Annotated in this window: 17 protein-coding genes and 1 pseudogene; 8 read left to right on the top strand and 10 right to left on the bottom strand. The window is 69.9% G+C overall.

Annotated features, from left to right (window positions below; translation table 11 throughout):
* Positions 1-40: 40 nt before the first annotated feature.
* From AB0D12_RS34505 to AB0D12_RS34480, 6 genes are all read right to left on the bottom strand, one after another.
* The gene (locus AB0D12_RS34505; RefSeq protein ID WP_362691933.1) at positions 41-949 is read right to left on the bottom strand and encodes a pseudouridine-5'-phosphate glycosidase; all 909 of its coding nucleotides are present in this window, start codon (positions 947-949) and stop codon (positions 41-43) included.
* 37 nt (positions 950-986) lie between these two features.
* On the bottom strand, positions 987-2,237 hold the full coding sequence (locus tag AB0D12_RS34500; protein ID WP_362691930.1) for a hypothetical protein: 1,251 nt from the start codon (positions 2,235-2,237) through the stop codon (positions 987-989).
* A complete protein-coding gene (locus AB0D12_RS34495) occupies positions 2,221-3,057 on the bottom strand; it encodes a hypothetical protein (RefSeq protein WP_362691927.1) in 837 nt (278 codons plus the stop codon). Before AB0D12_RS34495 ends, AB0D12_RS34500 begins: the two co-directional genes overlap by 17 nt.
* Before the next feature lie 339 nt (positions 3,058-3,396).
* Positions 3,397-4,686: an MFS transporter gene (locus tag AB0D12_RS34490; protein WP_362691924.1), complete on the bottom strand. Its 1,290-nt coding sequence runs from the start codon at positions 4,684-4,686 to the stop codon at positions 3,397-3,399.
* Positions 4,683-5,165 (bottom strand): hypothetical protein, encoded by a 483-nt coding sequence (locus AB0D12_RS34485; RefSeq protein WP_362691921.1) that lies wholly within the window; start codon positions 5,163-5,165, stop codon positions 4,683-4,685. The genes AB0D12_RS34490 and AB0D12_RS34485 overlap by 4 nt, the downstream gene beginning before the upstream one ends.
* Before the next feature lie 207 nt (positions 5,166-5,372).
* Positions 5,373-5,903 (bottom strand): methylated-DNA--[protein]-cysteine S-methyltransferase, encoded by a 531-nt coding sequence (locus AB0D12_RS34480; RefSeq protein WP_362691918.1) that lies wholly within the window; start codon positions 5,901-5,903, stop codon positions 5,373-5,375.
* A 339-nt stretch (positions 5,904-6,242) separates the two neighbouring features.
* Between AB0D12_RS34480 and AB0D12_RS34475 the strand changes: the two genes are divergently transcribed.
* From AB0D12_RS34475 to AB0D12_RS34455, 5 genes are all read left to right on the top strand, one after another.
* Positions 6,243-7,133, top strand: coding sequence for an MHYT domain-containing protein (locus AB0D12_RS34475; protein ID WP_362691915.1), 891 nt, complete (start codon positions 6,243-6,245; stop codon positions 7,131-7,133).
* A 59-nt stretch (positions 7,134-7,192) separates the two neighbouring features.
* Entirely contained in the window at positions 7,193-9,313 is a 2,121-nt protein-coding gene (uvrB, locus tag AB0D12_RS34470) for an excinuclease ABC subunit UvrB (RefSeq protein ID WP_362691912.1), read from the top strand.
* 130 nt (positions 9,314-9,443) lie between these two features.
* A complete protein-coding gene (locus tag AB0D12_RS34465) occupies positions 9,444-10,022 on the top strand; it encodes a TerD family protein (RefSeq protein WP_026237542.1) in 579 nt (192 codons plus the stop codon).
* Positions 10,023-10,125: 103 nt separating this feature from the next.
* Positions 10,126-12,114 (top strand): TerD family protein, encoded by a 1,989-nt coding sequence (locus tag AB0D12_RS34460; RefSeq protein WP_362691907.1) that lies wholly within the window; start codon positions 10,126-10,128, stop codon positions 12,112-12,114.
* A gap of 225 nt (positions 12,115-12,339) precedes the next feature.
* Complete coding sequence (locus AB0D12_RS34455) at positions 12,340-13,332, top strand: TerC family protein (protein WP_362691904.1); 993 nt, start codon at positions 12,340-12,342, stop codon at positions 13,330-13,332.
* Between the two features lie 21 nt (positions 13,333-13,353).
* Here the strand turns inward: AB0D12_RS34455 and AB0D12_RS34450 are convergent.
* Positions 13,354-14,080, bottom strand: a pseudogene (locus AB0D12_RS34450) (LD-carboxypeptidase); the annotation flags it as partial.
* A gap of 23 nt (positions 14,081-14,103) precedes the next feature.
* Between AB0D12_RS34450 and AB0D12_RS34445 the strand changes: the two are divergent.
* The gene (locus tag AB0D12_RS34445) at positions 14,104-14,274 is read left to right on the top strand and encodes a hypothetical protein (RefSeq protein ID WP_362691901.1); all 171 of its coding nucleotides are present in this window, start codon (positions 14,104-14,106) and stop codon (positions 14,272-14,274) included.
* A 64-nt stretch (positions 14,275-14,338) separates the two neighbouring features.
* Here AB0D12_RS34445 and AB0D12_RS34440 read toward each other — a convergent pair whose 3' ends face one another.
* Complete coding sequence (locus AB0D12_RS34440) at positions 14,339-14,995, bottom strand: MBL fold metallo-hydrolase (protein WP_362691898.1); 657 nt, start codon at positions 14,993-14,995, stop codon at positions 14,339-14,341.
* Positions 14,996-15,004: 9 nt separating this feature from the next.
* Positions 15,005-15,688, bottom strand: coding sequence for a maleylpyruvate isomerase family mycothiol-dependent enzyme (locus tag AB0D12_RS34435; protein WP_362691895.1), 684 nt, complete (start codon positions 15,686-15,688; stop codon positions 15,005-15,007).
* 208 nt (positions 15,689-15,896) lie between these two features.
* Between AB0D12_RS34435 and uvrA the strand changes: the two genes are divergently transcribed.
* Positions 15,897-18,998, top strand: coding sequence for an excinuclease ABC subunit UvrA (uvrA, locus tag AB0D12_RS34430; protein WP_362691892.1), 3,102 nt, complete (start codon positions 15,897-15,899; stop codon positions 18,996-18,998).
* A gap of 112 nt (positions 18,999-19,110) precedes the next feature.
* Here the strand turns inward: uvrA and AB0D12_RS34425 are convergent, their stop codons facing one another.
* Entirely contained in the window at positions 19,111-20,016 is a 906-nt protein-coding gene (locus tag AB0D12_RS34425; protein ID WP_362691889.1) for a carbohydrate kinase, read from the bottom strand.
* Positions 20,017-20,174: 158 nt separating this feature from the next.
* Here AB0D12_RS34425 and AB0D12_RS34420 point away from each other — a divergent pair, with 158 nt between their 5' ends.
* Positions 20,175-20,603: a Rieske (2Fe-2S) protein gene (locus AB0D12_RS34420; RefSeq protein ID WP_362691886.1), complete on the top strand. Its 429-nt coding sequence runs from the start codon at positions 20,175-20,177 to the stop codon at positions 20,601-20,603.
* Positions 20,604-20,711: the final 108 nt, after the last annotated feature.

The following is a 20,711-nucleotide window of genomic DNA, read 5'->3' as shown; positions in this document are numbered from 1 at the left end:
GCGTCCTCGGTCGGTGTGCGCTCGGTCGCTGCGTCCTCGGTCACAGGGCCGCCGCGATCCGCGCCGCCAGCCGCACATTGCCGCGCACCGCCGCCAGGTTGGCCTCGACCGAAGCCCCCTCGGTCTGCCGCATCAGATAGTCGAGGAGGAACGGGGTCACGGCCTGGCCGCGGATGCCCCGCTCCCGGCATTCGTCCAGCGCCTCGCCGAGTACCCGGTCGTGCAGCGCCGGATCCAGCTGCTCCCCTTCCGCCACCGGATTGGCGACGATCAGCGCCGACTCGGGGCCGCCGAGAGCCTCCTTCGCCCGGATCACCTCCGCCGCCTCCTCCGGTGTGCGGACCGTCCAGTCGACGGGCTCGCCGGACGAGGTCAGATAGAAGCCGGGGAAGCGGTCGGTGCCGTATCCGAGGATGCCGACGCCCAGCGTCTCCAGCCGCTGCAGCGTCGCCGGCACATCAAGGATCGACTTCACACCCGCGCACACCACCGCGATCCGCGTCTGCGCCAGCAGCCGCAGGTCCGCCGACTCGTCCTGCGTCTCGGTCCACTCGCGATGTACACCGCCGAGCCCGCCGGTCGCGAAGACCCGGATACCGGCCCGCGCCGCCAGGAATGCCGTCGCCGACACGGTTGTCGCCCCGCTGGCCCCGGCCGCCAGCGCGGGCGCGAGATCCCGATGGCCGAACTTTCGTACGTCGTCATCCCGTGCGATCCGCTCCAACTGACCCTTGTCCAGCCCGATATGGGCCCGGCCGTCCAGTACGGCGACGGTGGCCGGAACGGCGCCCCCGAGCCGTACCAGCTCCTCCAGCTCCTCGGCGACGGCCAGATTGCGCGGACGCGGCAGTCCGTGCGCGATGATCGTCGACTCCAGGGCGACGACGGGGCGGCGCGCGGCGAGCGCCTCCCCCACTTCCTCGGACAGCGCAAGCTCGTGTGATGGCATGTCACCATCTCTGACACAGCGGCGGGTTGCGCAAACGTCAGCCGCACTCCGGCAGTTTCGGCAGCCGGTCCGCCCGTACCACCTGGATCACCGAGCGCGAGCCTGCCGCCTTCGCATCCCCCTCGCTGTGAGCGATGGCCAGCGCACCGCCTCTGGCCTGGGCATAGCCGTACTGCGGGGTGATACGGGAGTACGCCGCCGAGCGGAGGTCGAGGGCGTACGCGGCCTCCGGCGTACGCCAGGTGACCAACTCGCCGCTGATGCCCACCTGGTCGATGCCCTCCGCCGCGGGCGAACCGGTCAGTTCCGCGACCGGCGCGGGCTGCCCCGGACGCCACACCATCAGCTTCGGCTCCTGCTCGCCGGCGATCCACGCCCAGGTGGAGCGGTCCGAGCGATCCGATCCGTCCGAACGGTCCGATCCGTCCGAGCGGTCCGATCCGTCTGAGCGGTCCGATCCGTCCCAGGTACTCGAGCCGTCCGAGGCTGCCGAGCGGAAGTCGCGCAGCTTCGCGAGCGGCGCGGGCAGCGGCGCGGTGCGCATCGTCGCGAACGACACCGCCGACAGACGGGTGGCCGTGCCGGACGCGTCGGCCTCGCGCCAGGCGAGCAGCCCGCCCGCGGCGAAGGGCGTGTCGAGGACGCCGGTGTGCAGGGCGCGCGGCACGCCTCCCGACGCGGGCGCGACGTAGACGGTGGCCTTGCCGCCGCCCGTTCCCTGAGCCCAGAAGACCCTCCCGCCGCGTACGACGGGCTGCGGCAGTGGGCCGGGCCGGCCGCCGGAGCGGGCCAGTACGCGGGTACGGCCGGTGCGCTCGTCCCAGCTGCGCAGGGTCCAGGGGCTGGCGAGTGTACGGCCCTCGAGCACCGCGAAGGCCGCCCACCGGCCGTCGACGTCGGCGCTGAGCAGCTGGTGTTCGACGGGGTCGGCGAAGTCGAGGAGCGTGCGCGGAGACCTGCCGTCCTGGACGAGGGCCGCGCGTCGCCGCCGGTCGTCCGAGAGCTGTACGACGGTCCAGCGGGCCGCGGGCCCCACCTCGGTGAGGACGGCCCGCTCGCCTGCCGGGACCTTGAGCTCGCCGGCGACGAAGGCGGTGCGCCAGCTTGCGGGCAGCGGGACCTCGCAGGCCGTCCGCGTGGTCCCACTGGCGGAAGGTACCGGCCGTGCGGTGGGATTCGGCGCCGGGGTGGGGGCGGGGGTCGGCGAGCATCCGGTGAGAACGATGCCCGCCAGCAGTGCCGCACCGACTGCCGGGCGCCGGGGCCGGGATCTACCAGACGTACCCACGGCCACCCATGATCGTGGTGATGGTGTCGGAGGAGATCCGCGCCGACTTCGGCACGCTGCCCGCCCAGGAGATGACGCTGGTGCTCACCCCGCCCACGGGATCGAGATAGCTGACCTGTCCGGCCGAGGTGTCGCTGTTGTATCCGTCGATCGCGACCCAGTGGAAGATCTCGATATTGGGGTGGCCGACGAGATGGGGCCCGCCCGGCACCTCCCAGGCGTTGCCCGCGATCGCGTAGTCGTTGCCGGTGTTGTGGACGATGTGCTGCTTGAAGTTCGCCTTGTCGGTGGCGGTGGGGGTGTACGGCAGCGCCTTCGGTACGTAACCCGCGCCCGGAAGGCGGTTGTTGAGCGCGTCCGCGATCGGATAGCCGGTCGGATTCGGGACGTTGATGTTGACGCCGTACCAGGCGGTGCCGCTGGTTGTGGTCTTGAGGAGGGTCGCGGCGGTCTGCTGGGAGCGGCCGGCCACCTCGTCATGGGCGGACTGGGCGATCACGAGCGTGGCGGGGCCGCACCAGTACGAGGTCTTCTGCGACTGGTGCAGCCCTCCGGAGAGCACGTATCCGGCCTGCGCCGAGCGCGTGGAGACAGCGTCGTACGATCTTGCCGCCTCCGCCTGCTTCCTGGTGATGAGTCTGCGCTGTTCGGCGGTGAGCTTCTGCGGGCCGAGAGTGTCGTGGGCCGCCTTGTACGAGGCTCCTGGCGCTGCGGGGGCGGGCGGTTCGGCCGCGGCGGCGGGTCCTGCGGCCGCCAGGGCCGTGACGAGGCTGGTGACGGCGGCTGAAGCGAGGCAACGTCCTGGGCGCACTGCTGACATCGGTCTCTCCTGTCCGAGGTGGGGGAACTCGGGGAAATGCCGTGCGTGGGGGTGTGCTGCATCGCGAGTTTGGCGCGTTCACGCCATGTTGGACAGGGGCTGAGGACCCGCCCCGGCGAGCAACATTGGGTGCACCAAAGACGGAGTCGCCGACCAGCGAAGACGCTGGTCGGCGAAAGATTTCCGGGCGGTGAATTCCTGGATCCGGGCTTCCTGTATCGGGGCTCCCCGGCTCCCCGGCTTCCGGGGGGCGGACGGCAGCCCGTACTGGACACCAGGCCGGTCGCGTCCGCAAGCCCCGTAGCCACCGGTCCCGGCTGTGGGGTGCCCGATGCCTCCTCACCGGCTCCCGTCGGCTGAGCGAACCGGTCGGCTGAGCGCCCTGCGCACGGCGAGCGCCGCCATCGGCAGCAGCAGGCAGGCGCCCACCAGATTCAGCCAGCCGTAACTCGCCCGCGCGACGATCAGGCCGGCGGCCGCGCCTCCGATGCCCGCCGTTGTGCTCATGGCCAGGTCGGACAGGCCCTGCACAGCGGCACGGGCGGGCTGCGGCACGGAGTCGGTAAGCAGCGTCGATCCGGACACCACGCCCGCCGACCAGCCGAGGCCGAGCAGAAAGAGACCGGCTGCGGTCTGCCCGTGGCTCGTTCCCGCCGTACCAGCCAGCAGCGCGGCCGCGGAGAGGAGCCCAACGGCCAGCCCGATCACCGCGAGCCTGCCGATACGGTCAGCCAGCCAGCCCATCAGCGGCGAGAGGGCGTACATGCCCGCGATATGGCCGCTGATCACCAGGCCGATCAGCTGGATCCCCGCCCCGTGGTGGCTGAGGGCGACCGGCGTCATCGACATGATCGACACCATCGCGGTGTGCGATACGGCCACGGTGACCAGCGCGAGCCGGGCCATCGGAGACGCGCGTACGGCCCGCATCCCGGCCCGCAGCGAGCGCCCTTCGGGGGAGCGGTCGGCCGGGGACAGAGCGCGGGCGGTCAGCAGCGGATCGGGGCGGAGCAGGACGAGGACCAGCACGGCGCAGACGAGGAACACCCCGGCAGCCCAGACGAACGGGCCCGCGGCGGCCGGTATGCCGATCCCGGAGACGCTGCGGCCCGCGGGGGCCGCGATATTGGGGCCGAGCACCGCACCGATCGTGGTCGCCCAGACGACATTGGAGATGGCACGGCCGCGCCGCTCGGGCTCGGCCAGATCGGCGGCCGCGAAACGCGCCTGCAGATTCGCCGACGAACCGGCGCCGAACGCGGCCATGCCGACGAGCAGCAGTGGAAAGTTCTCGATGACCGCGCCCAGCACGACCACGCCCGCGCCCAACGCCCCGATCACATAGGCGAGGACGAGCCCGGGCCGCCGTCCGCGGGCTGTCATCAGCGAGGCCAGCGGCATGGAGAGCAGCGCGGTCCCGGCCACGGTGGCGGTCGGGGCGAGCCCGGACAGCGCCTCGGTCCCGCTCACCTGCTGCGCCAGGACGGCGGCCAGCGCGATACCGGTCGCGACGCCGAGCCCGCCGAGGATCTGGCTGGCGATGAGTACGGCGGTGATACGCCGCCGCAGCGCGGGCAGTTCGTCCGCCGATACGGGGGCGAGAGCCGCGGCTTTGTCGGTCGAGGTCACCGCGCGTACGCCGTTCCACTGCCGGCCGCGAGGGAGGCCGCGATCCTGATGTGGGCGGCGCGCCGCTCCGCGTCGGGCACCGGAGGCAGCAGCTCCTCCGCTCGCTCCGCCGGCAGGTCGGTGACGTCGTGGTGGCTGTGCGGCCGCAGCATGACGACCACCGGCAGTCGGTCCTGGTTCCCGACCGCGTCCAGCCGCCAGTGATCGTCCGCCCAGAGCGACTCCTCCACCGGCGAGGCGCAGGCACGGCACTCCCCGGGCCCGCCCTCGCCGCTGCGCGGGGGCTCGGGCAGCACCGGCGCCGTCAACGGCTTGACCCGCAGCTCACCCGTGAACGGGAATGTCTCCCAGCTGGTGAGCGAGTCGTCGGCGAGCGGCAGCGGCTCGCCGATCGGCAGCCGGGCGACGTAGCTTCCGGGCTCGGCGTGCGCCGCGTCAGGGGCGACGGATATGTCAGGCGCGTCTGGGCTGGTAGTCACTGGCGCAGTGTGCCAGCCCGCACGCGCGTGCGAAACCGTGTCCGGGGTGCGCGGCCCCAGGAGCTGCCGGAGCAGTCGGACCGGCCCTCGGGGCATCCCTCTGGTGGTCGGCACAAGGCTGCTGGGGCAGCCGTCGGAGGCGCCGTCGGGGCAGGGGCCGGCGAGCGATGCCGGAGGGGAGCCTGGAGCCGCAGTAGGGAAAGCCGCTCAGAACAGTGGCTCGGGCAGCACCCCCTCCAGCGCCAGCAGCTTCCTCTTGGTCTCCAGGCCGCCACCGAACCCGCCGAGCCCGCCGTCCGTCTCCACCACCCGGTGGCAGGGCACCACCACCGGCAGTGGATTGGACCCCATCGCTGCGCCCACGGCCTGCGCCGCGCCGGGCTGCCCCACGCGCGCCGCCAGATCGCCGTACCCGACGACCGTGCCGTACGGCACCCCGTCCGCCAGCTCCCGCAGCACCTGCCGGTTGAACCCGCCGGACAGCGTCCAGTCCAGCGGCAGGTCGAACTCGCGCAGCCCGCCCGCGAAGTACGCCGCCAGCTGACGTATCGGCTCGGCCAGCAACCCCGCCGCGTCCTCCACCGGCTCGGCGCCGAGCCGCCCGGCCAGCCGCCCGAGCGCCTTGTCCCGCACCGCCGCCTCGGCATGGAAAACCACGCTCACCAGACCCTCGTCGGTCGTGGCGAGCAGCAGCGGTCCGATGTCCGTGCCCACGACGGCCCACTCGAAGCTCTTCATGCGGACCACCGTACGACCGGGCACTGACAACGCCGGATCGGCCGGGCTCAGCCCACCGCGTCCCGTACGACATCGGGGTCTGCCGATGATGCCGTCGACTCCGAACCATCCACCAGGGCCGGGCCGGCCGAGGAGGGCGGCAGTCGGCCAACGAGGAGCAGGCGAAGTGTGGACACAACGTGAACGGAATCGCCCAGAACGCTTCACGTGACAATTTCCGTGTCGATAAGTCTCCGCTCACATGTTTGCTTACGCTGGCGCCAGCCATACTCTCGCCCCCGGACCAGACGTTCCGTCAGGGATCACGGGGATCACCCAAGGAGCGGAGGGCATACGGGCATGCAGGGCACTGTGGATGGGTTCAGTTACGGCCTCGTCACACCCGTGGCGGCGTACTTCATGGCGTGCCTCGGCGGGGCCCTGGGCCTCCGCTGCACCACCAGGTCGGTGCGCAACCGACGCTCCTTCAAGCCGGGGTGGCTCGCACTCGGCGCGACCGCTATCGGCTCGGGCATCTGGACCATGCACTTTGTCGCGATGATGGGCTTCACCGTCGCCGAGGCGCCGATCGGCTACGACAAGCCGACCACCTTCGCCAGTCTCGCCGTCGCGATCGTCATGGTCGGCATCGGGATCTTTATCGTCGGCTACCGCGGTGCGGGCCCGATGGCCCTGGTCACCGGCGGCACGATCACCGGCCTCGGAGTGGCCAGCATGCACTACCTCGGCATGGCCGGCATGCGACTCCAGGGACGCCTCGAGTACGACACGCTGACCGTCTCCCTCTCCGTGGTGATCGCCGTCGTGGCCGCCACCTCCGCCCTCTGGGCAGCCGTATCGATCCACGGCTTCATGGCGAGCCTGGGCGCCAGCCTGGTCATGGGTGTCGCGGTGAGCGGTATGCACTACACGGGGATGGCGGCGGTCAGTGTCCATCTGCACGGGGCGGCCGGCCCCACAGGCCAGAGCGGGTCGCCCGCCACTCTGCTGGCGCCCCTGCTGATCGGCCCGGCGGTCTTCCTGCTGCTCGCCGCAGTGGTGGTGATGTTCGACCCACTGCTGGTGATGGGCGAGCCGCACCGGCTGCGCCCCGAGGCGGGGCAAGCCGTGCGTCCCGGCGTGCCCTCCCAGCGGAAGCCGTCGTACGGACAGCCCGCCGCCTGGGCTGCCGGCCGGGCCCCGCGCCGTGCGGCCCAGCGCCAGGAATCCCCGCGCGCCACCGACTGGTGACCGTTTGATCCACTGTGCATCACCCCCCGGCTGTCAGTGGTGCGTCGTACGGTGGATCCATGCGGCCCGTTTCCAAGATCGAACGTACGGTGGCGCCTTTCGAGGTCGTCAGCTCCTACCAGCCGAGCGGCGATCAGCCGACGGCCATCACCGACCTGGAGCGGCGTATCCGCGCAGGTGAGAAGGATGTCGTCCTGCTTGGCGCGACCGGCACCGGAAAGTCGGCGACGACCGCCTGGATGATCGAGAAACTTCAGCGCCCCACGCTGGTGATGGCGCCGAACAAAACCCTGGCCGCCCAGCTGGCGAACGAGTTCCGCGAGCTCCTGCCGAACAACGCCGTCGAGTACTTCGTCTCGTACTACGACTACTACCAGCCCGAGGCGTACGTCCCGCAGTCGGACACCTACATCGAGAAGGACTCCTCGATCAACGAGGAGGTCGAGCGGCTGCGCCACTCCGCGACGAACTCCCTGCTCACCCGGCGCGATGTGATCGTGGTCGCCTCCGTCTCCTGCATCTACGGCCTCGGCACCCCGCAGGAGTACGTCGACCGGATGGTGTCCCTCGAGGTCGGCGACGAGATCGACCGCGACCAGCTGCTGCGCCGCTTCGTCGACATTCAGTACACGCGCAATGACGTCGCGTTCGCGCGCGGCACCTTCCGGGTCCGCGGAGACACCATCGAGATCTTCCCGGTCTACGAGGAGCTCGCCGTCCGCATCGAGATGTTCGGCGACGAGATCGAGGCGCTGTCCACCCTCCACCCGCTCACCGGCGAGATCATCAGCGACGACCAGTCGCTGTACGTCTTCCCGGCCAGCCACTATGTGGCGGGACCTGAGCGCATGGAGAAGGCCATCAACGGCATCGAGAAGGAGCTCGAGGAGCGCCTGGCCGAACTGGACAAGCAGGGCAAGCTGCTGGAGTCCCAGCGGCTGCGGATGCGCACCACCTACGACATCGAGATGCTGCGCCAGATCGGCTCCTGCTCGGGCATCGAGAACTACTCGATGCACTTCGACGACCGCGACCCCGGCACCGCGCCCAACACCCTCATCGACTACTTCCCCGAGGACTTCCTGCTCGTCATCGACGAGTCGCATGTGACCGTTCCGCAGATCGGCGCGATGTACGAAGGTGACGCCTCCCGCAAGCGGACCCTGGTCGATCACGGCTTCCGGCTGCCGTCCGCGCTCGACAACCGTCCGCTGAAGTGGGAGGAGTTCCAGAAGCGGGTCGGTCAGACCGTCTACCTCTCCGCCACTCCCGGCAAGTACGAGCTCTCGCGCGGCGACGGCTTCGTGGAGCAGATCATCCGTCCCACCGGCCTCGTCGACCCGCAGGTCGTCGTCAAGCCCACCGAGGGCCAGATCGACGACCTGGTGCACGAGATCCGCGAGCGCACCGAGAAGGACGAGCGTGTGCTGGTCACCACGCTCACCAAGAAGATGGCGGAGGACCTCACCGACTACTTCCTCGAACTGGGCATCCAGGTCCGGTATCTGCACAGCGATGTCGACACCCTGCGCCGGGTCGAGCTGCTGCGCGAACTGCGCGCCGGTGAGTACGACGTTCTGGTCGGCATCAACCTCCTGCGTGAGGGGCTCGACCTGCCCGAGGTGTCGCTGGTGGCGATCCTCGACGCCGACAAGGAGGGCTTCCTGCGCTCCGGCACCTCGCTGATCCAGACCATCGGCCGCGCGGCGCGCAATGTCTCCGGTGAGGTCCATATGTACGCGGACAAGATCACCGCGGCGATGGAGAAGGCCATCGAGGAGACCAATCGCCGCCGGGAGAAGCAGATCGCGTACAACACCGAGCGCGGTATCGACCCGCAACCGCTCCGGAAGAAGATCAACGACATCGTCGCGACCATCGCGCGCGAGGAGGTCGACACCGAGGAGCTGCTCGGCACCGGCTACCGGCAGGCGAAGGCCGACAAGCCCGGCAAGGGAGCAAAGGCCCCGGTCCCGGCCCTCGGCAACAAGGCCGGCAAGAAGGGCGAGGTGCTCACCGACCGTCCCGCGGCCGAACTGGCAGGGATCATCGAGGAGATGACCGACCGGATGCGGGCCGCGGCAGCCGACCTGCAGTTCGAGGTCGCCGCGCGGTTGCGTGACGAGGTGAGCGAGTTGAAGAAGGAACTGCGGCAGATGAAGGAGGCGGGACTCGCCTGAGCCCCGCACACCTGTGTGTTGCAAGACCGACACAAAAACGAGCCAAGTGTGCTGTGTGTTCGGCGCCACTGCGTAGGGTGCAGGACAACCGCACATATGGGCGGCAGTCATTCGGAGAAGGGGACAGCGCGTGACGGTCAACATGACCAAGGGTCAGGCCATCAGCCTGCAGAAGAGCGACGGGGGAACCCTCACTGCGGTGAGGATGGGGCTCGGCTGGCAGGCGGCGCCGCGCCGCGGTCTGTTCGGCTCGCGCACCCGGGAGATCGACCTGGACGCCTCGGCGGTGCTGTTCGCCGACAAGCAGCCGGTGGACGTGGTCTTCTTCCGCCACCTCGTCAGCGACGACGGCTCGGTCAAGCACACCGGCGACAACCTGGTCGGCGGAGCGGGCTCGGGCGGCGACGACGAGGCGATCCTCGTCGACCTGCAGCGGGTGCCGGTCCACATCGACCAGATCGTCTTCACGGTGAACTCGTTCACCGGCCAGACGTTCCAGGAAGTGCAGAACGCCTTCTGCCGTATCGTCGACGAGACCAACGGCCAGGAGCTCGCCCGCTACACGCTCGACGGCGGCGGCCAGTACACCGCGCAGATCATGGCGAAGGTGCACCGGGCGGGCGGCGGCTGGCAGATGACGGCTCTCGGCAACCCGGCCAACGGCCGGACCTTCCAGGACCTCATGCCGTCGATCCTGCCGCACCTGTAGGCACGGCTCGTACGGACGACGCAGCTCCCGGAGGCACCAGGCCGCCGGGAGCTGCACCCATTACCACCACCGAACACCGCACAGCACTGAGGGGACAGAGGCGATGACGGCCGAGCTGGTCCGGGGGCAGAACCACCCCTTGCCCCACGCCCGCCTGGAGATACGGGTGTCCGCCGGCCATCCGGTCGTGGCCTGCACCACCTGCGCCGACGAGCGGGGGACGGTACGCGACAAGTGGATCGCGCACCCCGGAGCGCCCACACTGCCCGGGGTCGAGGTGTCCCCGCAGGCCACCGAGGCACCCCGGTTCACCATCGACCTGGAGGCAGTGCCAGAGGCGGTGCATCAGGTGAACGTGCTGCTCGCGCTCCCCGAAGGCAGCGGCGGCCCGGCCCACTTCGGCGCCACCGCGGCTCCCTTCGTGGCGATCGCCGGCCGGGACGGCGCCGAGCTGGCCAGCTTCACCATCACCGGCCTCGACGCCGAGACCGCGCTCGTCGCGGTTGAGCTGTACCGCCGCCAAGGCGCCTGGAAGGTGCGGGCCGTTGGCCAGGGATACGCGGGCGGGCTCGCCGAGCTGCTGGCCGACCAGGGGTTGCCGACGGCCCGCGAGACAGCCACAGTCATCCAGCAGACGGCGGCTCCACGCACACCCCGGGCCGAACCGGCGCAGCTGCGTACACGCGGCGTGGACGGCGCGTTCACCACGCCGTCCACGCCGTCGATGCCGCGGCCGAACCCGGGCCCCGCGCCCGGCCCGGACGCGACGGTTCCCGACGGCCCCTCCGGTCCCGGTCGGCAGCCCGGCGCACCGGGCGGGCCCACGGGCCCCCAGCAGACGCCCACGCCCGACGCCGCGCCGGGCCCCGGCGGGCCCATCGACTATGCGCACCCGCGTCGGCAGTCCGCCGCACCTCCGCCGCCCCCGGCCGCACCGCCCGCCCAGCCGGGTCAGTCGGTTCAGCCCGTCGCGGGCGACGCCACCGGCTGGTCCATGGAAGAGCGGCTCTACAACCAGATCTGGGGCATGTTCGAGGATCTGGCCCGCAGCGCAGCCGCGTACCGCAGCGCCGTCGACTTCGCCGAGTCCCGGATGGACAAGGAGCTCGACACCGTCCTGTCCGACCCGCGCAGCCGGATCGGCGGCGCGGGTGACGCCGCCCGCGAGGCGGCTCGCGCCAAGTGCGAGCAGCTGACAGACCAGGCCCGCCAGGTCCTCGACCGGGACCTGGCCCAGCTCGCCGCCGAGTCCGACGTCGTCGAGCCGGCCCTGCCGCCCGCCTTCGCGCGCTGGGACAACCCCACCTGGCACGCGTACCGCGTCCCCATGGAGATCCCGATGGCGCTGCGTGTCGGCGATCTCCATCTGCCCGAGAGCCCGGACCTGCGCATTCCGTTCCTGGTACGGCTGCCGCTGGAGCGCGGGCTGTGGGTGGACAGCGGTCGCTCCGGCTCTGAGGCCGCGATGGTGCTGGACGAGGCGCAGCTGCGCAAGCTCGCCCTGGACTCCGCGGTAGCGCACGCAGCCCGTCTGCTCGCGGTCTATCCGCCGGGCGAGTTCACGGTCCATGTCATCGACCCGGCGGGCACGGCGGCTGCCTCGCTCGCCCCGCTGGTCGACTCCGGAGCCCTCGCCGGGCCGCCGGCGGCCGGCGCCCAGGGCGTGAGTGCCGTACTCGCCAAGCTCACCCAGCGCGTGGACCTGGTGACGATGGCGGTGCGCGGCGGCGCGGCCGACTCGCTCCCGCCCGATCTGGACACCGCGGAGCAGCTGCTGATCGTCAATGACTTCCCGCACGGCTTCGACGACCGCGCGGTCACCCAGCTGCGCTACCTCGCCGACGAGGGCCCGGCAGTCGGCGTCCATCTGCTGATGGTCGCGGACCGCGAGGACGCGAGCGCGTACGGCCCGGTGCTCGATCCGCTCTGGCGCTCGCTGCTGCGCATCACGCCGGTCCCCGACGACCATCTGGCCGATCCCTGGGTCGGGCACGCCTGGACCTACCAGCCGCTGATGGTGCCGCCGGGCAGCGGGGTGCTGCGGCAGGTACTGGATCAGGTGACCGAAGCCCGTCGCTCCTGGCGTCGCTGACCTGCGCACTTGACGTCCGCTTTACCAACTCCTTTACCTACCTTTGGTTTTTCCTGTACTCTTCTTTGCGCGGAGGGGAGTACTCCCGACTCGCGGCGTTCCCGTCAGTACGGACCGGCATCGGTCCCGGGGCGTCGGCCCGTGGTGCGGCAGCGGTCCGCTCGGGTGGAGGAGACCTCCGGCAGCGACGACGCTGATCAGTAGCCGTACGACGCCGGAGGCGCAGTGGACGTTTCATGGACCCTTTGGGTGCTCACCATTCTTGGTCTGAGCGCTCTGATCGCCATCGACTTCTTCATCGGGCGCAAGCCCCATGACGTGTCGATCAAGGAAGCCGGAATCTGGACCGTCGTCTGGATCGTCCTCGCCGCGCTCTTCGGGCTCGGCCTGCTGGTATTCGGCGAAAGCCAGGCGTCGGGCGAGTTCTTTGCAGGCTTCATCACCGAGAAGTCGCTCAGTGTCGACAACCTCTTCGTCTTCGTCCTGATCATGGCGAAGTTCTCGGTGCCGTCCCACCTCCAACAGCGGGTGCTGCTCGTAGGCGTGCTGATCGCTCTCGTCCTGCGCGCGATATTCATCGCCGCCGGCGCCGCGATGATCGCCAGCTTCTCCTGGGTCTTCTACATCTTCGGCGCGTTCCTGATCTACACCGCCTGGAAGCTCATCCAGGAGGCGCGCTCCGACGAGGAGGAGGACGAGTTCGAGGAGAACCGGCTCCTCAAGTCCATCGAAAACCGCTTCGGCGTTGCCGACAGGTACCACGGCACCAAGCTCTTCATCCGGAACAACGGCAAGCGCGTCATGACCCCGCTGATGGTGGTCATGCTCGCCATCGGCACCACCGATGTGCTCTTCGCGCTGGACTCCATCCCCGCGATCTTCGGCCTGACCCAGGACCCGTACATCGTCTTCACCGCCAACGCCTTCGCCCTCATGGGGCTGCGGCAGCTGTACTTCCTCATCGGCGGACTGCTCAGGAAGCTGGTCCATCTCAGCTACGGCCTGTCGGTCATCCTCGGCTTCATCGGCGTCAAGCTGGTCCTCCACGCCCTGCATGAGAGCGGCGTGCATGTCCCGGAGATCTCGATCCCCCTCTCGCTCACGGTCATCTGCGGCGTGCTGGTCATCACCACGATCACCAGCCTGGTCGCCTCCAGGAAGAAGGCCGAGCGGGAAGCGGCCGAGGAGGAGACTCGGAAGGACAGCGTCGAGGCCTGACGGGCCTACGTGAAAGCGCGCTGTCACGGTGATCCGGCGGGCCGGACCGTCGACGCGGACCGATCCGCCGTACGGGATGACCAGCTGAGGGTCGGGTGTGCCCGAGGCCGACGTCGAAGATCGCCATGGTCTCCGGGGCGTACGTCGCCAGCGCGCGCTGGACGGCCTCCCGCTGCTCACTGGCGTAACGTGCCGCCGAGGCCTGGTCGTTGGGCTGTCCGGTCGACCATGTCTTGGGGCGTCCCATCAGGAGCGCGGGGAAACGCCGCAGCAGTCCGCGCTCGCCCATGTTCCGCATTATGCGGAACACCTCCGTGGCACACGGCAGTTCCTGGGACGTCTCGAGGAACACCACACAGCCGTCGTACGCGGAGAGAACCGGCCCGGATCTCGCGATCCGCCATCAGCAGCCAGGAGAGAACTTCCAGATTCCCGCCCAGCTCCAGCCCTCCACCGCCCGCTGCGGCCCGTACCAGCTCCAGCCGCCGCCCGGCCGGGTTTCCGGCTCCGCCGCGAACGTTGCCGGATCGGCCCAGTCGCGGTCCACGTCACGGAACCGCTCGGCAGGCGGCAGCTCGTAGGGGCCCGTGGTGAACAGCGCGGCGCGCAGCGACTCCTCCGGTTGCGGAGCCATCGCTCCCGGCCGTCCCAGCTCGCACATCACGCTCGCGCCGTGGTAGCCGACGACCCCGGTGTTCCACAGCCGGGCCGGCAGATTGGTGTTGTCGCTGTAGCCGAAGAAGGGCGGCACCTTCGGCACGCTCTCCCGCGATGGCGTCGAGGTGCACCACGAGGAGGTGGGGTCCTGACGCGTACGAGGAGTCTCCCGACTCCCACTGGCTGTACCGCTTCTGGGACTGGGACAAGTCCACGGAGATGTGGGACGCCCATACGCTCGCGTACGCCGCCGACATGGCGGGGCTATGGCGGGGCTATGGGTGACGGACCGCCGCGCCGTTGGGTGGAGATACCCGAAGGCAGCCCGCTGCGGACGTGATCTGCCCGGCTACCAGCCGCGCTTGCGCCACTCCGGCAGATGCGGCCGCTCGTCGCCGAGCGTCGTGTCCTTGCCGTGGCCCGGGTAGACCCAGGTCTCGTCCGGGAGTTGGTCGAAGAGCTTCGTCTCGACGCCGTTGATCAGGCTCGCGAAGGCCTCGGGGTCCTTCCAGGTGTTGCCGACCCCACCGGGGAAGAGGCAGTCGCCGGTGAAGACGTGCGGCGGGCCGTGCGGGTCGTCGTAGACCAGGGCGATGGAGCCCGGGGTGTGGCCCACGAGATGGCGGGCGGTCAGCTCGACGCGGCCGACGCGGATCGTGTCTCCGTCCTCGACCGGTACGTCGGTCGGGACAGGAATGCCCTCGGCGTCGTAACGGCCGGCGAAGGTGCGTGCGCCGGTTGCCCTGACGACCTCGGCCAGTGCCTGCCAGTGGTCGCCGTGGCGGTGGGTGGTGACCACGGACGCAATGGAGTCGTCACCGATCAGATGGAGCAGGGTCTCGGGCTCGTTGGCCGCGTCGATCAGCAGCTGTTCGCCGGTGGTCCGGCAGCGCAGCAGATAGGAGTTGTTGTCCATCGGGCCGACCGCGACCTTGGAGATCATCAGGTCCGTCAACTCGTGCACATCAGCTCGGCCGCCGACCTTCACCACTCCGCTGTACGTCATGGGCCAAGCCTATAGCGGGGGCAGTGCGGGAAGCGGGGCTCCCGCGGTGTCCAGGTCCGCTCCGTCGCGACGGCCGGCGAGCCAGCCGAGCAGCGTGGGGGCGGCCCCGGAGACCGTGACCGGGGCGCCGTCCTCACCGCCGGTCTGCCACTCGCCGGTGTCCGCGACGATCCGGGTCGGCGGGACGTCCGCGCGGCCGGAGAAACGCTGCGCGAGGAAGGCGATCTCCCGCGCGGTGAACTCCTCCGGCAGGTCATCCAGCGCGTAGCCGATGCCCAGATCCACATGGTGCAGCTCGACCTCGATGAGACGGCGGAACGGGACGCGGGCCGCGACATCCGTCACACCGTTGCGGAGCTCGACGGTGCGGGTCCAGTCGGCGGGGTCGGCGCCCACGGCCTGGAAGCGGGCGGCGGTGTCACGCACATCTGCGAGCTGGGCTGCCAGGGTGCGGGGGGCGTCCCGCTCGATGTCGGCCTCGCGCGCCTCGGCGCTCACATACATCGGGCGGCCCTCGAGAACATTTACGAGTGCGTCGGCGTTACGGGAGAGATGGGCCAGGACATGACCGCGGCTCCAGCCCGGAAGCTGCGACGGTTCCGCGGTGCCGACGTCGTCCAGTCCGGCGGCTGCGCTGAGGAGCCGGTCGGTCGCTTCACGTACAGAGGCCAGGTCGCGCAGTGGATCGATCATGGGGCTGACGATAGTCGCGCCACACGATCGGGTGAAGGTGGCAGAGCGCAGCCGTAATTCGAATGCGCGTGCTATAGGCTCGTCAGAGGTATCCGGCATCCTGGATGACAGCAGCCGATTCACAGCTTGGATTCAATCGATCCGGCGGCCCCCCTAGTCTGGGACGGGGGCTGTGCCCCCGCTTATCTCAAGAAAGGTGCGCACCGGCGTGGCCGACCGTCTCATCGTTCGTGGCGCTCGCGAGCACAATCTCAAGAACGTCTCGCTTGACCTCCCGCGTGACTCTCTCATCGTCTTCACCGGGCTCTCGGGGTCGGGCAAGTCGTCCCTCGCGTTCGACACGATCTTCGCCGAGGGGCAGCGCCGGTACGTAGAGTCGCTCTCCTCATACGCCCGGCAGTTCCTCGGACAGATGGACAAGCCGGACGTCGACTTCATCGAGGGCCTCTCCCCGGCCGTCTCCATCGACCAGAAGTCGACCTCGCGCAACCCGCGCTCGACGGTCGGCACCATCACCGAGGTCTACGACTACCTCCGGCTGTTGTTCGCCCGTATCGGCAAGCCGCACTGCCCTGAGTGCGGCCGGCCCATCACGCGCCAGTCGCCGCAGGCCATCGTGGACAGGGTCCTCGAGCTGCCCGAGGGCAGCCGCTTCCAGGTGCTCTCGCCGCTGGTGCGCGAGCGCAAGGGAGAGTTCGTCGACCTCTTCGCCGATCTGCAGACCAAGGGGTACAGCCGGGCGCGGGTCGACGGGCAGACCATTCAGCTCTCCGAGCCGCCCACATTGAAGAAGCAGGAGAAGCACACCATTGAGGTGGTCGTCGACCGCCTCACTGTCAAGGACAGCGCCAAGCGCCGACTGACCGACTCGGTCGAGACCGCGCTCGGCCTCTCCGGCGGCATGGTCGTGCTCGACTTCGTCGACCTCGCCGAGGACGACCCCGAGCGTGAGCGGATGTACTCCGAGCACCTCTACTGCCCGTACGACGATCTCTCCTTCGAGGAGCTGGAGCCCCGCTCCTTCTCCTTCAACTCGCCCTTCGGCGCCTGCCCCGACTGCACCGGCATCGGCACCCGCATGGAGGTCGACCCCGAGCTGATCGTCCCGGACGAGGAGAGGTCCCTCGACGAAGGGGCGATCCACCCCTGGTCGCACGGCCACACCAAGGAGTACTTCGGGCGGCTGATCGGCGGCCTCGCCCAGGCACTCGGCTTCTCCACCGACATGCCCTGGGCCGGACTGCCGCAGCGCGCCAAGAAGGCCCTGCTGTACGGGCACAAGACCCAGGTCGAGGTCCGCTACCGCAACAGATACGGACGAGAGCGCGCCTACACCACCCCCGCCTTCGAAGGGGCCGTGCAGTTCGTCAAGCGGCGGCACAGCGAAGCCGAGAGCGACTCCAGCAGGGAGCGCTTCGAGGGCTATATGCGCGAGGTGCCCTGCCCGACCTGTCAGGGCACCCGGCTGAAGCCGATCGTCCTCGCGGTCACGGTGATGGAGAAGTCCATCGCCGACATCGCCGCGATGTCGATCAGCGAGTGCGCGGACTTCCTCGGCGAGCTGAAGCTGAACGCCCGCGACAAGAAGATCGCCGAGCGGGTGCTCAAGGAGGTCAACGAACGGCTGAAGTTCCTGGTCGACGTCGGCCTCGACTACCTCTCGCTGAACCGCGCGGCCGGCACCCTCTCCGGCGGCGAGGCACAGCGCATCCGGCTCGCCACCCAGATCGGCTCCGGCCTGGTCGGCGTGCTCTACGTCCTGGACGAGCCGTCCATCGGCCTGCACCAGCGCGACAACCACCGGCTCATCGAGACCCTGGTCAGGCTGCGCGACATGGGCAATACGCTCATCGTCGTCGAGCACGACGAGGACACCATCAAGGTGGCCGACTGGGTCGTCGACATCGGACCGGGCGCCGGTGAGCACGGCGGCAAGGTCGTGCACTCCGGCTCGCTGAAGGAGCTGCTGACCAACAAGGGTTCGATCACCGGTCAGTATCTGTCCGGGAAGCGGTCCATCCCGACGCCGGACATCCGCCGGCCGGTGGACCCGGGACGCCGGCTCACCGTCCACGGCGCCCGTGAGAACAATCTGCGCGACATCGACGTCTCCTTCCCGCTCGGGGTGCTGACGGCCGTCACCGGCGTCTCAGGATCCGGCAAGTCGACGCTGGTCAACGACATCCTCTACACCCACCTGGCCCGCGAGCTGAACGGCGCCAAGTCGGTGCCGGGACGCCACACCCGTGTCGACGGCGACGACCTCGTCGACAAGGTGGTGCACGTCGACCAGTCGCCCATCGGCCGTACGCCCCGGTCCAACCCGGCGACGTACACCGGTGTCTTCGACCATGTCCGCAAGCTCTTCGCGGAGACGATGGAGGCCAAGGTCCGGGGCTACCTCCCCGGCCGGTTCTCCTTCAACGTCAAGGGCGGCCGCTGTGAGAACTGCTCCGGCGACGGCACCATCAAGATCGAGATGAACTTCCTGCCGGATGTGTATGTCCCGTGCGAGGTCTGCCACGGAGCGCGCTACAACCGGGAGACCCTGGAGGTCCACTACAAGGGCAAGTCCATCGCCGAGGTGCTGGACATGCCGATCGAGGAGGCGCTGGAGTTCTTCGAGGCCGTGCCGACGATCTCCCGCCATCTGCGGACGCTCAACGAGGTGGGCCTCGGCTATGTCCGGCTGGGCCAGTCGGCGCCGACGCTCTCGGGCGGTGAGGCGCAGCGGGTGAAGCTGGCGTCGGAGCTCCAGAAGCGCTCCACCGGCAGTACGGTCTACGTCTTGGACGAGCCGACGACCGGTCTCCACTTCGAGGACATCAGCAAGCTGATCCACGTGCTGTCCGGGCTGGTCGACAAGGGCAACACGGTCATCGTCATCGAGCACAATCTGGATGTCATCAAGACCGCCGACTGGGTCGTCGACATGGGCCCGGAAGGCGGCAACGGCGGCGGCCTGGTCATCGCCGAAGGCAGTCCGGAACAGGTCGCAGGAGTCCCGACCAGCCACACCGGCAAGTTCCTGCGGGACATCCTGGACGCCGACCGGATCAGCGACGCGGTGGTGCCCGCGCCCCGCAGGGCCACGAAGAAGGCGCCGACGAAGAAGGCGTCGGTGAACGAGACGTCCGTAAACAAGACGTCGGTGAACAAGACAGCGGTGAACAAGACAGCGGTGAACAAGACAGCGGTGAACAAGACGGCGGCCAAGAAGACCGCTGCGGCGAAGAACGCGGTCGCCGCGAAGGCGGCTCCGGCGAAGAAGACGGCGACGGCGCGGACCAGCCGGGCCCGCAAGGCCTGACGCCGGTCACCGTCGTCCTCAAGCGCGGGACGGGCTGGATTTTCCAGTCCGTCCCGCGCTTGAGGACGAACCGGCTGTGGCTCCCGGACGGCCCCGGCTTCTCCCGCCGCCGTCAGTCGTCCAGCTCCGACGCGTACGGCGGCTCCGCACCCGTGCGGGAGCATGTCACCGCCGCCGCCCGTGCCGCGAAGCGCAGCACGTCACGCCAGCCGTCCGCGTCCAGCGCGTCCAGCACGGCTGACGCATCCGCCGACAGGGCGTCCCGGGCCGCGAGGCTGTGCAGCAGCGCCGCGTTCACCGTGTCGCCCGCTCCGATCGTGTCGGCGACCGACACCGGCGTGGCCGGAACCGAGACCTCCAACCCGCCCCGCGTCCGTACCGTCATCCCCGCCGCACCCCGCGTCAGCACCACCGCCGCAGGCCCCTCGGGCACGCCGCCGAGCCACTCCGCGTCATCCTCCGAGAGTTTCAGCAGCGACACATACGGCAGCCACCCGGCGAACCGCGCCCGATAGGCGTCCGCGTCAGGGATCAGACCGCCCCTGATGTTCGGGTCGAGCAAGGTGAAGACCCCGCGCCCCGCCTCCCGCCGCAGCAGCGCCTCGTACGCGGTCGCGCCCGGCTCCAGCACCAGCGAGCAGGTTCCGAGCGCCAGGGCCCGTACTGAATCCGGCAGCGGCGGCGGCAGCTCGAAGAGCCGGTCCGCGCTGCCCTGCGCGTAGAAGCCGTACCCGGCGGAGCCGTCCGCGCCTATGGCCGCGACCGCGAGCGTCGTCGGCTCGGGGCCGCGCTGTACCAGCGACGTGCCGACACCCGCCGAATGCAGCCCGGCCAGCAGCGCCTCGCCGAATCCGTCCGTCGAGACACGCGAGCAGAAGGTGACCGGTGCGCCGAGCCGTCCCAGGGCGACAGCCGTGTTGTACGGACCGCCGCCGAGCCGCGGCAGCAGCATCGGCAACGGCTCGCCGCCCCCCTGCGGGACCAGGTCGATCAAGGACTCTCCGGCGACGACGATCACGGCCCAGAACGTAACCCATCGCCCCAGGACGTAACAGGTGGCCCGCACGAAGGGCCGCCGTTCTCCGCCGGTATCGTCGGGTCTGTCACCGACACGCGTCCGCGACACCCCGATCGCGACGTCCCCGTCCGTCCAATGCCCTGATCAGTGGAGATTCCATGTCCGGCCAGCCCACCGCCCGCCGCACCGTGCTGAAAGGCGCCGCCCTCGCCGGGGCCGCCGGGCTGGGAGTCGCCGCCTGCTCCACCGAATCGAAGCTCGGTCACGCCGAGAACCCCACGCCGACCGCGCCCGTCGACCTCGGCTCGGCCGACGCCGTCCCGGTCGGCGGCGCCAAGCTCTACCGCGAGCAGCGCCTCGTCGTCAGCTGCCCGGCCAAGGGCCAGTACAAGGCCTTCAGCGCACAGTGCACGCACGCGGGCTGCGTCCTCGAAAAGCTCGAGGGCACCGAGGGTAACTGCCCCTGCCACGGCAGCCGCTTCGACGTCACTACCGGAAAGGCGGTCCGCGGCCCGGCGACCGTGCCGCTCCCCGAGGTCCCGGTCAAGGTGGCGGGCGGCAAGCTCGTCGCGGCCCCCGACGCCTAGAGCACGCCCTAAGTGTATTGATCACGAGCGTTGTTGACACGCACGGGTCTTGATCATGGCGAAGGCCTCCGTGTGTGGTGGAGGTGTCGAATTCTTCACCGCACGGAG

The organism is Streptomyces sp. NPDC048479 (assembly GCF_040651435.1).
In the GTDB taxonomy this organism is placed as follows: Bacteria; Actinomycetota; Actinomycetes; order Streptomycetales; family Streptomycetaceae; genus Streptomyces.
Note: the sequence above shows the minus strand (reverse complement) of the source record. Positions and strands in the feature narration are given on the sequence as shown.